The 13959-nt window shown below is 69.4% G+C and carries 10 protein-coding genes and 2 tRNA genes; 7 read left to right on the top strand and 5 right to left on the bottom strand.

From position 1 onward, the window contains the following. The first annotated feature begins 89 nt into the window (after nt 1-89). From R8F63_16525 to R8F63_16535, 3 genes are read left to right on the top strand one after another with little or no spacing between them, the layout of a single operon-like run. Entirely contained in the window at nt 90-539 is a 450-nt protein-coding gene (locus R8F63_16525; GenBank protein MDW3220218.1) for a hypothetical protein, read from the top strand. After that, on the top strand, nt 536-1336 hold the full coding sequence (locus R8F63_16530) for an ABC transporter ATP-binding protein (GenBank protein ID MDW3220219.1): 801 nt from the start codon (nt 536-538) through the stop codon (nt 1334-1336). The genes R8F63_16525 and R8F63_16530 overlap by 4 nt, the downstream gene beginning before the upstream one ends. A gap of 2 nt (nt 1337-1338) precedes the next feature. Continuing rightward, entirely contained in the window at nt 1339-2319 is a 981-nt protein-coding gene (locus R8F63_16535) for an ABC transporter permease (GenBank protein MDW3220220.1), read from the top strand. A 12-nt stretch (nt 2320-2331) separates the two neighbouring features. Here the strand turns inward: R8F63_16535 and R8F63_16540 are convergent, their stop codons facing one another. The 5 genes from R8F63_16540 to R8F63_16560 form a co-directional block, all read right to left on the bottom strand. Next, a complete protein-coding gene (locus R8F63_16540; protein ID MDW3220221.1) occupies nt 2332-2928 on the bottom strand; it encodes a sulfotransferase in 597 nt (198 codons plus the stop codon). Then, on the bottom strand, nt 2921-3784 hold the full coding sequence (locus R8F63_16545; protein ID MDW3220222.1) for a sulfotransferase: 864 nt from the start codon (nt 3782-3784) through the stop codon (nt 2921-2923). Before R8F63_16545 ends, R8F63_16540 begins: the two co-directional genes overlap by 8 nt. 2 nt (nt 3785-3786) lie before the next feature. After that, nucleotides 3787-7599 (bottom strand): glycosyltransferase, encoded by a 3813-nt coding sequence (locus R8F63_16550; GenBank protein ID MDW3220223.1) that lies wholly within the window; start codon nt 7597-7599, stop codon nt 3787-3789. Next, the gene (locus tag R8F63_16555) at nt 7599-10631 is read right to left on the bottom strand and encodes a sulfotransferase (protein ID MDW3220224.1); all 3033 of its coding nucleotides are present in this window, start codon (nt 10629-10631) and stop codon (nt 7599-7601) included. The genes R8F63_16550 and R8F63_16555 overlap by 1 nt, the downstream gene beginning before the upstream one ends. A 102-nt stretch (nt 10632-10733) precedes the next feature. Further along, nucleotides 10734-11660, bottom strand: a complete 927-nt coding sequence (locus R8F63_16560) for a glycosyltransferase (GenBank protein ID MDW3220225.1) — start codon at nt 11658-11660, stop codon at nt 10734-10736. A gap of 57 nt (nt 11661-11717) precedes the next feature. On the opposite strand from R8F63_16560, the gene R8F63_16565 reads away from it, so the two are divergent. The 4 genes from R8F63_16565 to R8F63_16580 all read left to right on the top strand — a co-directional run bounded on the left by R8F63_16565 (nt 11718) and on the right by R8F63_16580 (nt 13894). Further along, nucleotides 11718-12437 (top strand): hypothetical protein, encoded by a 720-nt coding sequence (locus R8F63_16565; GenBank protein ID MDW3220226.1) that lies wholly within the window; start codon nt 11718-11720, stop codon nt 12435-12437. After that, nucleotides 12430-13593 (top strand): dTDP-4-amino-4,6-dideoxygalactose transaminase, encoded by a 1164-nt coding sequence (gene rffA / locus R8F63_16570; GenBank protein ID MDW3220227.1) that lies wholly within the window; start codon nt 12430-12432, stop codon nt 13591-13593. The genes R8F63_16565 and rffA overlap by 8 nt, the downstream gene beginning before the upstream one ends. Nucleotides 13594-13677: 84 nt before the next feature. Continuing rightward, a tRNA-Ser gene (locus R8F63_16575) sits at nt 13678-13766 on the top strand. A gap of 54 nt (nt 13767-13820) precedes the next feature. Next, nucleotides 13821-13894 (top strand) — tRNA-Arg (locus R8F63_16580). Nucleotides 13895-13959: the final 65 nt, after the last annotated feature.

Consider the following 13959-nt stretch of genomic DNA (forward strand, 5'->3'; position numbering starts at 1 on the left):
AGCACCGGCGCCTCGGATTCGGGCCATTCGGGCCATTTCTGGGCCAAGTTTCTCGTCGGTATAGTGGGCGACTGACATCAGGAGGATTGATGGCCTACGTGATGGTGCCCGTACCGGAAGAGTACGTGGAGGATGTCATGAACTACATGCTCAAGGCGATGGCGCGCGCCTCGCAGGAGCAGTGGGACCAGGAGAAGGTCACCGAACTGTTCGCCGAGGTCGACGAGCTGTCCAAGGCGTTGCTCGCCCATGTCGCCCGGGCAATCGTCGAGGGTCGGGAGGTCTACGAGACCGACGCCGCCCAGGCGGTGCAGCTCAGCCAGCGCGAGACGGCGGCGATCGTTCGCGAGCTGAACGAGCTCGCGCGCGAAGCGAACCGTCCGTCGATGATCTTCCGCCGGCCCACCGTGGAAGTGCTCCCGAACGGCCGCACGATGGATCGCTTCGCGATCGTGGTCGAGGAGGAGATCGCGCCACTGGTACTCGAAGCCGAGAAGGCCGACCTGGCGGCCAACCCGCTCCCGGGCTCCGCCGGATGACCGACGCCGCTCCCGCGGCGACCACGCCGATGGTCGAGAAGCCCGCACTCGAGGTCGAGAACCTCTCGGTGCGCTACCGCGTCCGCCGCGGCAGCTCGGGCGTCGTCATCGATCTCGCGAAACTGCTGACCGGTCGCCGCACGCCGGACCGCGTCGTCAACGCCGTCAAGAACGTCACCTTCGAGGTGCCGAAGGGCGAGACCCTCGCCATCGTCGGGCGCAACGGGGCCGGCAAGTCCACCCTGCTGCGGGCACTGTCCGGTGCGCTGCCGCCCGCGGAGGGACGCATCACCGTGCGGGGCCGGGTGTCGCTCCTCGCCCTCGGACTCGGCATGAATCCGAAGCTCTCCGGTCGTCAGAACATCCGCCTCGGCGGACTGGCCGTCGGCCTGGACGAGGACCGGCTCGAGGACCTGACGCCGGAGATCGCGGACTTCGCCCAACTCGGCGAGTACCTCGACTATCCGATGGACACCTACTCGGCGGGCATGCGCTCGCGGCTGGGGTTCGCGGTGGCGGCGAACCTCGACCCGGAGATCCTCCTCATCGACGAGGCGCTGGGCGGCGGCGACGCCGGCTTCACCGAGCGCGCCCGGGTGAAGCTGGCCGAGCTCATGGCGGAGCACCGAACGATCATCCTCGTGACCCACGGGCTCAGCTCGGTTCGGTCGATGGCCACCAGCGCCCTCTGGATGCACCAGGGCGAGGTCGCCCAGGAGGGCGATCCGGAGGACATCATCGCCGCCTACATGCGCTACTGCCGCCTGGAAGACCTCGAGCTCCCGGACGAGAACTGATCGTGAGCACCACCGACGACGTCACCGAAGCCGACGACGAGCCGACGCCACTCGGGGCGAGCGAGACCGAGGAGCTCACCCGCTCGGCCCGCAGGTCGCAGCGGGCGCAGCGACGCGCCGCGAAGGAGGACCGCAAGACCCGCGTGGCGGATCCCGATGACGAGATCGTCTTCGTCTACGAGCCCTACACCCGCTACGTCCCGCCGTTGCGACCCTACGTGCGCGAGCTCTGGCGGCGGCGGGCCTTCGCGCGGGAGATGGCCCGCTCGAAGGTCCAGGGCAAGCGCTCGGGCAACGCGCTCGGCGCCGTCTGGTCGCTGCTCGACCCCATGTTCATGGTGGGCATCTACTACTTCCTGTTCACCGTGATCCGCGAGGGGGCCCGCCCGGCGACCTTCGTGCCGATGCTCATCTCCGGCATTCTCCACTTCCAGCTCACGTCCGGCGCGCTGAACGAGGGCGGCGCGTCCGTCGCCGGTGCGACGAACCTCATGCTGAACTCGACGTTCCCGCGGATGCTGTTGCCGCTGTCCACGATCTACGCCGGGGTCATGGCCTTCGTCCCGTCGGTCGTCATCATCTTCGGCGCCCTGGTGCTCCTGGACGTCGACATCAGCATGCAGCTGTTCTGGTGGTTCCCGATCTTCGCGCTCCAGATGTGCATCTCCCTCGGGCTGGCGCTGATCATCTCCACCGCGGTCGTGTTCTTCGCCGACATCAAGAACCTCCTCACCTACATCACCCGCATCATCTTCTTCACGTCACCGGTGATCTATCCGGCCGAGTTCCTCACGCCGGAGATCATCAACGCGATCCGGTGGTCGCCGTTCTTCGGCGTGTTCTTCAACTACCAGCGGATCATCAACGCCGCCCGCCCCGACTGGGGAATGATGACCATCTCGATCGGTTGGGCCGTCGCCAGCGTCATCCTCGGGACCTGGCTGTTCCTGCGCTACGAGCGGGAGTTCGCCTCCCACGGCTGACCGAAGGCCCGGTCAGACCCGCGGCGGCTGCTTGCTCTTGTTGCTGTGGGGGAACGCCTGCTCCGGTTCGGGCAGGTCCAGCAGCCGACAGAACGGGGCCCATCCGGCCCCCGCGGTGATGTCCACCTCGACGAAGTCGTCGCGGCCCGCGAAGTACTCGCGCGCACCTGCGTAGTGACGCTCGTACTGGCGGCGCCACTTGTCCTCCTCGACCACGAGGAACGTGCCGTCGTACTCGCCGCGCGCCCGGCGCTGCTGGTTGTTCTCGACATGACGCCGACGGCTGTCCAGCCACTTCTCCAGTGGACGGACGGTGAGCATGAAACGGCTGCCCGGGTACTGCTCGTCCAGCAGGGCGTAGTTCTTCGCCAACACCTCGATGTCGGAGAAGCAGTCGATCGACTGGTCGAGGTTGGCGAGCAGGGGTTGGCCGGCGTCGCGGGCCGCCTCGATCTGCATGCGGATCGGCGGGCCGCCCCAGTGGAGACTGTGAAAGCCGAGGACGGTCATGGCGTCGTGGAACGAGGTCGTGCCCGTCTTGTTGAGACCGATGCCGAAGACCCGGGGCCGATCCGGCACGGCGCTGCCGGGCCGCGGCGCGTCAGCCATCGATCCAGGCTTTCATCGAGTCGTGGTCGCCGTACCCGGCGCGGTCCATGGTGTCGGCTGCGACCGCGACGAACTCCTTGCGGCGCTTCTTGTCCCACTCGGACCAGTCGTCGTCGTCGGGACGCGTCGGGTCGAGCTTGAACGAGGAGCCGATGCGTTTCTTGTCGAAGAAGTTGCCGGGGCCCGGATGATGCCGGAGGTCGAGGAACTCGAGGATCGTGGCGAACTGGTCGTGCGGGTCGGCGGAGACCTTCTCGTTCCAGACCGTCAGACAGCGATCGGGTTGCGCTTCGGAGAAGTCGAGACCGGCCTCGACCCAGGTCGCCCACGTCTCGGCGCCCTTGCGGAGATCGTTGCTCCACTTGGGGATCTCGTTGGCCTTGGCGTTGGCGAGCAGTTCGTCGTCGAATTTGCGCTCGAAGTTGGTCATCGACCGCACGACATGACGACCGTCGCGCACGATGTGGATGAACTTCGCGCCGGGGAACATCTTCGCGAGCGTGGGCGCCATCGGCGTGTAGAGCGGCGTCTGATCGATCCAGCGCAGGCCCTCGCTGCGCGACGAGAACAAGGCGTTGATGCCGAGGCCGACGAACGCCAGCCATTCATCGAGTTCGACGTCCTCGTGGTCGAGCCAGCACGGCGTCGCCCGCCCCATCTGGTTCTCCCAGATCCGCTCGGCCCGGCCGTCCTTGAACAGGTCGGACAGGACATAGCTCTCCTTGCCGACCCGCAGGTCCGGGTGGCGGTTGAGCGATTGGGCCGTGGCGGTCGTGCCCGAGCGGGGTGACCCGATGACGAACACCGGATTCGGGCAGATGCCCTCCAGCCCGAGATAGGGCCGCACGTGTTCCATGCTCACGACGGCACCTCGAACGAGCCGACGTAATCTTCGTACTTGCGGTTGTAGTACGGCGGAGCGGCCAACGGATCCACGCCGTGCTTCCAGCCGTACTTGTAGCGATGGCCGAGGAGCAGCCAGTCGACGTGGGGGGTGGTGCTCGCCGTGGTGCGGCGGGCGTGGACGACGTGGGCGGCCGGCACCGGCTCGAGGTCGATGCCCAGCTGCCAGGCCCGGTGCCAGTAATCGGTGTCCTCGCAGAAGGCCGGGTTGAACCACTCGTCGAAGACGCCGACTTCTTCGTAGATCGCCTTCGTCATCATGAAGCACCAGCCGGCGGTGCCGCCCTGGTCCGGCGTCGTGAAGCCCTGGCCGTCACAGTGATCGGTGTAGGGGAACGCGATGCGGCGACCGTCGTTGGCGGCTTCGTAGAGCGCCTCGTCCCAGCCCGGCTCGACCATGCAGTCGCTGTTCATCACGACGAACGTCGCGGCGGTGGACAGGCGGATGCCGGTGTTCCAGCCGGTCGACACGCCCTTGTTCTCCGGATACCGGTAGACCTTCGCCTTGAGCTCGGACTCGAAGTCCGACCCGTTGTCGATGGCGACGACCTCGGTCGGGATCCGGCTCACTTCCCAGATGCGATCGACGGTCTTCTCGACCATCCGGGCGAGCTTCTCGCTGCGCGACCACACCGGCAGGGTGATGCTGAGCAGGGGTTCGTCGGACGCCTCGGGTGGGCTGGCGTCGTAGAGGAGGTCCGGGTCGGTGTCCTCGAACGGTTGCACCGTCGTCGGTTGGCGCGGCATGGCGTAGACCTTTCCCGTCGTCTCTGCGACGCCCTTGGCGTTCAGGATCCGGAAGGTGGAGCGATAGCAGTCGTGCAGCTCGGGCAGCACGGATTCGTCGGTGGCGGACTGGATCTCCAGCTGGGCGACCCGGGTGCGCAGCTCCTCCTCCGCGAACCGGCTCTCCTCGTAGAGCGCCGTCGATTCGTCGAGCTTGAGCTGGGCCCCGATGTCGGTACCGGGGTGGAGCGAGGCGATGACCGCCATCGCCTTCCCCTTGGCCTGGGTGCGGTCGCAGAACCCGTCGAAATCGAGCGGACGGGCCATCACGCTCACGGCCGTCGGGTCGTAGACGACGGTGAGCCCGTGGGGCATCAGCCGCCACGCCATCTCGATGTCGATCGAGTAGTTGAGCCGCTGGTCGTGCAGACCGTGGCGCATCAACAGCGACCGCTTGCACGAGATGCGGCCCTCCCAGAAGCCGCGCCAGTCGAGCTGCTGTCCGGCGTGGAGGCTGCCGTAGGAGAACATCAACCGATCGACGTCGGTGATGAAGTGCATGAGCGGCGTGATCTCGAGCTCGGGCGCCCAGGCGGTGTGTCCGAGGATGGCGACGCCCTCGTCGGGCCGCTCCTCGTGGCCGGCGAGATGGCGTTCGAGACAGTCCGGCGCGACCCGGTCGTCGTCGTCGAAGAACAGCACGATCGGGCTCCGGGCCAACAGCACGCACAGGTTCTTCGCCGCGCTGCGCCCGGCATGGCCGGCGCACACGCCGACGATCTGGATGCGGTCGGCGAACTCCCCCACGACGTCGTGCACCGCGGACTCGGCGGATCCGTCGTCGACCAGCACGACCTCGTAGCGAGACGGATCGATCGTCTGATCGCAGAACGACTCGACGGCGGCGCGCAGCAGCTCCGGACGGTTGTAGGTCGAGATCAACACGCTGATCTCGGGCGGCGACGCCGGTTCGGGCCGCTCGTTCACCACGAGTCGACCCTCGTCGTCGCTGGTCCAGACCCGGCGGACGTGCGCGAACGAGTCGCCCAGGTCGGTGCACTCGATCGTCGCCCGCAGGCCGATCGGCACCGCGTCGGCCAGCACGGTCGGACCGGTCGGCGCCGCCCCCGCCCGCACGGCGAGCACCGGCAGCGGGGTGACCTCGTCCACGAGTCGGGCGACGACCCCGCGGTGGCGTTCCGTCATCGGCGGACCGGCGAGCGGTCCGCTGTTGTGGCTGGGCTGGAGACGGTCGGCGTCGAGCGCCGCCTGCAGGCGCACCACGTCGTCCACGAACCCGCTCGGCAGGACGGCGTTGTCGTGGATGTAGAGCACGACGTCAGCGCCGCTGTCGTCCACCTCGGCCGTGGCGTCCGGGTCGTCGTCGGCGCGCCAGATCTGCCGCACGTTCGCGTTCGACGCCTGGAGCTCCGCGGTGAGGTCGGGCGGCGGACCGCTGCGATCGGCGCTGAACGTGCCCGCCACGAACACCGACGTCGCGGCCACATCCGGCAGGTCGAGCGTCGTGTCGGCCCCGCCGAGGAGGTCGTAGATCGCCACCGTGCCGTCCTGGTAGAGGCGACGACCCTCGTCGTCGAGGAACGCGAACAGCTCGGGGAAGCGCTGACGCCAGCCGAAGGCGGCGCGCGGGACCACGAAGTACCGGGCCCCCCGCTGCATCTGCGCGTCGAGATGGTTGACCGCGGCGCGGCCGTTCACCGGGTCGAAACCGGCCCATCCGCCGTCTCGGGCCTCGGGAAAGTGCCAGCACGGATGCGATCCGATGTCGGCGAGCGAGTCGTCGCCCTGCGTCACCACGAGCACCGCCGCCCCCGGTTCGGCAATCGCCTGGATGCGCTCACGGATCGAGGCCGCGTCGGCGTTCGGCACATCCGCGTCGATTCCGTCGACGCCCCGCGCCCGGGGCCGCAGCGGAGCCCGCATCACCTCGTCGACCAGCGCCTCGAAGGTGCAGCCGATCGCCTCGAGACCGTGGCGCCCGTCGACGTGGGCGGCACCTGCGTCGGCGAGACCGAGCCACAGGTCGTCATCGGTCAGCACCCGGGTGAGCGCGGCGGCCATGTCGGCGGCGTCGGCCGCGATGAGTGCGTGGCGGCCCTGTACCAGGTCGAGTCCCTCGGCGCCGACCGGGGTGGTGACCACCGGCGTGTACGCCATCATCGACTGGATCACCTTGCGCTTCACTCCGGCGCCGTGCAGGAGCGGCACGACCGTCACCCGGGACCGTTCGACATAGGGCTGCACGGACGGCACCCAGCCGACGAGGTTGAGTCCGGGCATGTCGGGGTCGACGTCGAGGGTGATCTGATCGAGATAGTTGCCGATGACCGTGAACGGATGCCGCTCGAGGAGTGCCGGATCGACGAGCGGCAGCACCTCGTTGGCCAGATAGGCGACGGCGTCGCGGTTCGGCACGTGTCGGAAGTTGCCGACGAAGTACATACCGACCCGGTCGGCGAGGGACACGGTCGAACGGGCGATGCGCTCCGCGAGCGGAAGGGTGTGGACCCGGTCGTCGCCGACGAAGTCGCCGAGGAGCGCCCGTTCCTTGTCGGACACGGCGATCACGGCATCGGCCGCGTGGTACACGTTCAGTTCGTCGGTGGCGGCCTTGCCGAATTTCTCGTCGACGGCACCGTCCTCACCGAACGCCTGACGGGCGTGGCGCAGGAAGTGGATGTCCATCGAGTTCACGACGACGCGGGTGGACGGGGAGTACTCGTGGATCACCGGTGTGACGGCGGCGGCGACCTCCCAGAACGCGACGATGGCGAGATCGAACTCGTAGGACCGCAGCAACTTCGGAAGCCAGTCGAGCCCCGCGAAGGCGGCAACACCCATCTGGCGGAGACGGTTCGCGTGGCGATCCTCCGCCTCCGCCTCGGTCTCGCGGCACAGGAAGGTGACCTGCCAGCCCTGCTCGACGAGCCAACGGACGGTGTTGTCGATGTCCTGCGAACCGCTGTCGCGGTCGAACGCCGGCATGCGCGTGTGGACCACGAGGGCGTGACGCGTCTGCATCAGCCGGCCGTCCCGTCGGTGGCCGCAGCGAGCCGCTCGTTGGCGACCAGGTAGCGCCACGCGCCGTCGCCGAGTGAGCCCGGGCGGGTCGGCCGCGTCGTCCGCCGGTCGAGCCAGTAGCCCGTCGCGTCGGCGATGTCGGCGTCGTCGTCCGCCACCACGGTGCTGTCGGGCTGGTAGGCGACCGGTGTCCCGGCCTCCCACAAGCGGCCGCAGTACGGCGGGATCGACCCGGCGGCGGACCACGCCGCGGCATCGAAGCGGTCGGCGGCGACGGCGAGCATGCCGGCGCCCCAACACACGGGCCGGACGAACTCGTGCCAGGGGGCGCGAACGTCGAGCGAACCGGCCGCGATCCCGGCCGCGGAGCCATCGGCGAACACGAATCCACCGGCCGCGACGACACGTCCGTCCGAACCGAGCACCTTCGGGACCGCGGCCTGGGCCGGGTTGGTGGTCACGGCGGAGACCAGCGCGTCGAGGGCCCCCGGCATGACGATCACCCCGGGGTCGACCAACACCACCACATCGGCGGCACCGACGGACGCCGCGTCGGCGACCACGCGATAGCCCGCGTCCGTCGCTCGGGCGGTCGTGGTGGGACGGCCACCGGCGTCGATCACGGCGACGTCGACCGATTGTGTCGCGGTCGTCGCGGTGGGGCGGACCTCGATGACGGTGTTGTCATCACCGACGACCACCACGCCGATCGAGGCGACCCGGTCGGCTGCGTCGAGATCGCGATCCGGTGTGGCGACGACGACGTCCACGCTGCGATCGAAGTAGGGAAGCCGGTCGGGATCGGGCGGCGAGAACGTCGTGAAACCGGGCAGCTCGGCCGACACGTCGTCGGCGGTCCAGTCCAGCACCGCCGGCCGGGTGTCGAGGCCCGTCGCCAGTCCGTTGATCTCGGCGAGCAACCCGCCGGGCGATCCCGCCGGAGGGGTCGTGAGGTCGAAGACGATGCCGGCGCCGGCGCGGTCCTCGACCACCGATGCCTGGGTGGCGAGATGGTCGCGGAGCTCGGGGTGCGAGTCGATCCAGGCCCGGGCTCCTTCCGGAACGACGAGCCGCTCGATCCCGCCGACCCGCATGGCCTCGACGACGGCGATCAGGGCCACCGCGTCGCTCGGTGGGGTCTCCCCGCCACCGGGGAACGGCACGGCATCACGGCCACCGGCCCGCTCGACGCCGGCCTTGCAGCCAGGCGTCGCAACCGCGACCGCGGCACCGGTCGGCACGACCTCGGACACCATGCGCTCGTAGCTCTTCTGCCACTTGAACGCGGCGGGCCCCTTGGGCACCGCGGCGGCGCGGCCACGGGGGTTCGCCGTCGGTCGAGGCGCCGGTGCGGCCTTCTTGGTCGGGCGGGCGGCGCGACCGGCGGGCGCGGTCGACGACGCGCCACTCCTCTGGAGCGCAGTGCGAGCCCGACTCGGCAGGCGGCGTACCACCGCCCGGGCGACACGCCGCGCCTTCGGCACGACCCCCGCGCGGTTCGCCGCCGCAACCCCCGACCGGGCCGCCCGCTGGGCCGGGGTCGGCAGCTTGTCCACGGCGCGGACGCCGCGTTCGCGCAGACGGTTGCCGGCCTGCCCGTCGGCCACGGCGCGGCGCACCCGGTGCACGTTGTGCTTCACCGGGGTCGGGAGGCGGCGGGCGGAAGCGCGCACGACCTTCTTCGCGGCCGGCACCCCCTTCCCCGCGGAGGTCCCTGCGAGACGGCGGCCGGGACGCACGATTCGACCGGCCAACCCACGCAGGCGACGGGTGAGGGAACGTCGGGCGCGCACCTCGTCCTCGACGCTGCGGAGCTTCACGTGGACGGCCGCGAGGATGTCGTCCATGTGGGCGATGCGCTCGGTCGCGGCCTTGGTCCGGTCGTCGATCCGCTCGGTCGTGTCGACGTTCCGTTGGGCGAGCTCGGTGACGGTCTCGGTCAGATCGTGGAGCCGGCGGTTCTGCTCGGCCAGTTCCGCCTGGCCCGTGACGAGGGTGTCGAGGCGGTTCGCCACGGTGTTGCGCAGGTTCGCCAGCTCGTCGCGGAGCAGGACGATCTCGCGATCGCGCTTGTCAACGTCCCGCGTGCGGTTCGCGAGGTCGCGGCGGCGGCTCTCGGATTCCTGGCGGACCTCGGCCAGCTCGCCTCGGAGCTCGGCGAGCTTTGCGGTCGACTCCGCGAGTCGCTCCTCGAGCCGCGTGATGGCGACCTGACGCTGCTCGGCATGGCGGGCGGACACGGTGCCGTCGAGCACCAGCCGCCGCACCCGACCCTCGTCCGTCGCGATCGGACGCGGCGCGGCGACACCGGCCTCGTCGCACAGCTCCGCGTAGAGCTCGCGCAGCGCGGTCGACGCGCCCGCCTCGTCGAGGCTGACCCCGACGTCGTGGTGGCGGAGATCGGACCGCACATCGAGCGCCGCCGGCTCGAGACCGACGAAGTCACACACCCGGGCGAGCTCGCCGACAGGGTCGAGGAAGTAGGCGTCGTAGTGGGTGACGATGCGCCGCTCCGCCGGAACGAGCTCGAGGACCGACGCGTAGTACCGCTCCCAGAGCGACAGCCCGAGCGAGTAGGAGTTCTGGTTCCGGCGCTTCAGGGACAGGGCAACCTCGAGGGGATTGCGAACGCAGATGACGAAGCGGAGGTCGGGCTGGAGGTCGAGCCAGAACGCTGCCGTGAGGCACAGCCGAGGATCCTTGAACCCCCACCGGTCGTTCTCGGCGAGTCCGGCGAGCGCCGCGGTCGCCGGCTCGACGACCTCGCCGACCCGAGGATCGTCGACTGCACGAGGCAGCAGCGCCGGCGGGTTGTCCCACGCGCCGCCGGTTGCCTCCAGCAGATCGTCGTTGCACGCAACGATCGCCTTGTTCTCCCAGAACCCCTCCGGATTGTCGTCGGCGGCCTCGAGAAGCGCGTCGGCCGCGCCGCCGATCAGGTGCAGACCCGACTCATGGAGTCCGCGGGTGATCATCGACGTGCCCGAGCGGTGCATGCCGGTGATCGCCACCGGGGAGAAAGCGTGTCGCATCGGTCCACCAGTGTGGCGCGGTTTGTCCGGCGTCGAAAGAGGAGAACACCACATTGGGTCACATGACCCCCACCCAGCGCGGCAGGGGTCGGAGGACGACCGTCAGCCGTCGGCCGGCGCGAAGCAGTCGGGGTTCCGTTCCCGCCAGGCCCGTGACGCCTCCAAATGGTGGCGAGCCACCTCGGGGACCTCGCCGACGTAGCGCGGTTCGCGTCGCGGCGGCTCGTACGTGCGACCGCGAATGGACGCGTACTCCTCCCAGAGCTCGTCGCGCACCGCGGTGCCGCCCGTGGCCGCGCCACCGTGGAACTGATGGAACGACGCCTCCCCGAGCAGCATCGCGAGATCCGTGTCGGGTGCCTCGAGGGCTCGCCGGTACAGGTCGTGGTTGACGAGCCCCCCGCCCGGCCGATCGAAGACCTCGCCGAACCCGCCGAGCTCGTCCCACAGCTCGCGGTGCATGAAGAGCGCGTTGCTCTCCCCCATGGGCCCGAACCAGCCCCGCGCCGACGACCCGGCGAAGGTGCTGATCCGGAAGAGCTCGTAGCCGTCCGAGCGCCAGTCCACCGACGCCAAGAGTCGGTCCTCGACCTGCTGGTCGTACCCCCGCGTGGCCGCCGCCATCTGTGGCTCGTCACCGAGATGGAACGCGAGCGTCACCGCGATGACGCGGTCGTGCTCGTCGACCGCGGCCGCCGCGGCCTCGACGAGACCGGGGGTGACCATCCGGGCGCCGTCGATCAACACACCGACGATCCCACCCCGGGCGGCCGCGATGCCGGCGTTCGCGGCCCGTGCCGGCGACGGTGGGGCCGGATCCAGCCGCAGCAGGCGACCGTTCGGCACGGCGTCGAGCAGCTGCGGGTCCACCGGTTCCGGCGATCCGTTGTCGACCACGATCACCTCGTAGTCGCGCCCGGTCGTCTGGTACTCGGCCGACAGTGTCGCCAGGGTGCGGGGCAGCTCGCGGGCCATGTCGTAGACGACGACCACGATGCTCACCGACACGGAGGAGGCGACCGATACCACGCCGGAACGCTAGCCCGACCCTTCCCACCCCCGGTTGCCGGTGGTACCAATGGTCAGATGTCCGAACGCATCGAGGCCCTCCCCTGGGACAGCGAGTTCTTCGAGGTGAGCATCGGTGCCGTCGATCTCACGGGCGCCACGAAGGCCGACCTCGAGGAGATCGTCGCCGAGGCACAGGATCGTCGGTTCGACTGTGTGTACGGCACCCACACCCCCGAGGGAAGTCACACGTCGATCGCCGCGCAGGACGCGGGGTTCCGGCTCGTCGAGGTCAACCAGCTGATGCATCGCCGCGCCGGACCGCTCGAACACCGTCCCACCCCCTCGGTCGGTCGGATCGCGACCGCCGAGGATCTGGAGGCGGTCGACGAGTACCTCGACCTCCTCGCGCCCTGGAGTCGCTTCGGATCCGACCCCCGCTTCGGGCGGCCGGCCGCGACCCGCATGCTTCGGGCCTGGATCCACCGGGCGGCCGAGGAGGACCACCGGCTCGTCACCATCTCGGCCGACGAGGACGGGATCACCGGCATCGGCACCCATGTGTTCGAGGACCTCCACCGCATCGACCTCCTGGCCCTGACCAAGCCGGGAACCGATGCGTCCTACCTCCATCTCGAGGAACTCGTCCGTTGGGCCGATGACGGACCGACGCTCGGCGGCCCGTGCGCGGCCCGGAACCTCGCTCCCCTGCGCTTTCTCGAGAAGGCCGGCTACATGCTGCACAGCGTCACCTACACCCATCACTGGTGGGCCGAGGGGCGGATGGTGCATGGCTGAGAACGAGATCCCCGACAACTTCATCCCGTTCAACCGGCCGAGCATCGAGGGCCGCGAGATCGAGTACATCCAGACGGCGGTCGAGCACGGCCACACGTCGGCCTCGGGCCCGTTCAGCCAGCTCGCGGTCGACGAGTTGAAGGAGGCGACCGGCGCGGCGGACGTGCTGCTCACCACATCGTGCACCGCCGCGCTCGAGATGGCCGCGATCCTGCTCGACCTCGAGCCCGGCGACACGATCGTCGTGCCCTCGTTCGGGTTCGTCACCACCGCCCTCTCCTTCGTCCGCCAGGGGGCCCGTGTCCTGTTCTGCGACATCGAGTCCGACACGCTGGGCATCGACGCCGGCCGGCTCGCCGAGATCATGGACGACACGGTGCGGGCCGTGATCCCGATCCACTACGCCGGCATCGGCGGCCAGATCGACGAGATCCGGGCCGTGCTCGACGAGTGGCCGAGGGCCGAACTCGTCGAGGACAACGCCCAGGGCCTCTTCGCGTCCTACAAGGGGGCGCCGCTCGGTTCCTTCGGTCGCTTCTCGGCGATCAGCTTCCACGAGACCAAGAACTTCATCTGCGGCGAGGGTGGTGCCTTCGTCGTCAACGACCGGGCCGATGCCGACCGCGCCCACGTGATCTACGACAAGGGCACGAACCGGCGGGCGTTCCTGCACGGCCAGGTCGACAAGTACTCCTGGCAGGACCTCGGCTCCTCATTCGGTCTGGCGGACGTCCTCGCCGCCTACCTCTACGGGCAGCTGAAGGAGAAGGAATCGATCCTGGCCAAACGCCGCCACGTGTTCGAGCACTATCGCGACGCGCTCGGCCCGCTGGTGGACAGCCACGGCATCCGCCTGCCGGTCATCCCCGACCACTGCGAGCAGTCGTACCACATGTTCTACGTGCTGCTTCCCGACGGCGAGGCCCGTAACCAGGTGCTGAAGTCGATGAACGACGACGGCATCTACGCCACGTTCCACTATGTGCCGCTGCACAGCGCGCCCGGGGGCGTGGCCGTGGCCGCCCGTGAGCTGGCCTGCCCGGTGACCGACGACGTGAGCCGACGGTTGCTGCGGCTCCCGTTCTACACGAGCCTCGCCCAGGCCGACCTCGACCGGGTGACCGAGTCGTTCACCCGCGCCGTCGACCGCCTCTAGCCCGCCCGGGCCGGGGGTCGGCGGGCCCGACTGCGATACGCATGACGCGACCGCAGCGCCGCGGGATAACCTCACGCGCTGTCAGGAGACGTGGCCGAGCCAGGTTGAAGGCGCTTCCCTGCTAAGGAAGTAACGTCGCAAGGCGTTCGTGGGTTCAAATCCCACCGTCTCCGCTGAGGGGTAACCGGTGGCGCCTGCGCACAGCAGGCGTACACTGGCTCCCCGTTGCGCCCGTAGCTCAGCTGGATAGAGCATCTGACTACGGATCAGAAGGTCGGGAGTTCGAATCTCTCCGGGCGCGCTGCGTACGGCCCCTGCTCCGCAGGGGTCGTTTCGCGTATTCGATGGAACATCGGCGCCGGACGC

The sequence above is a fragment of the Acidimicrobiales bacterium genome (assembly GCA_033344915.1).
Classification (GTDB): domain Bacteria; phylum Actinomycetota; class Acidimicrobiia; order Acidimicrobiales; family Aldehydirespiratoraceae; genus JAJRXC01.

Bases quoted from the DNA above. Each gene is read 5' to 3' on its own strand.
- R8F63_16565 (MDW3220226.1), top strand. From the start codon at position 11,718: ATGTCCGAACGCATCGAGGCCCTCCCCTGGGACAGCGAGTTCTTCGAG.
- R8F63_16525 (MDW3220218.1), top strand. From the start codon at position 90: ATGGCCTACGTGATGGTGCCCGTACCGGAAGAGTACGTGGAGGATGTC.
- R8F63_16545 (MDW3220222.1), bottom strand. From the start codon at position 3,784: ATGGAACACGTGCGGCCCTATCTCGGGCTGGAGGGCATCTGCCCGAAT.
- R8F63_16530 (MDW3220219.1), top strand. From the start codon at position 536: ATGACCGACGCCGCTCCCGCGGCGACCACGCCGATGGTCGAGAAGCCC.
- R8F63_16550 (MDW3220223.1), bottom strand. From the start codon at position 7,599: ATGCAGACGCGTCACGCCCTCGTGGTCCACACGCGCATGCCGGCGTTC.
- R8F63_16540 (MDW3220221.1), bottom strand. From the start codon at position 2,928: ATGGCTGACGCGCCGCGGCCCGGCAGCGCCGTGCCGGATCGGCCCCGG.
- rffA (MDW3220227.1), top strand. From the start codon at position 12,430: ATGGCTGAGAACGAGATCCCCGACAACTTCATCCCGTTCAACCGGCCG.
- R8F63_16555 (MDW3220224.1), bottom strand. From the start codon at position 10,631: ATGCGACACGCTTTCTCCCCGGTGGCGATCACCGGCATGCACCGCTCG.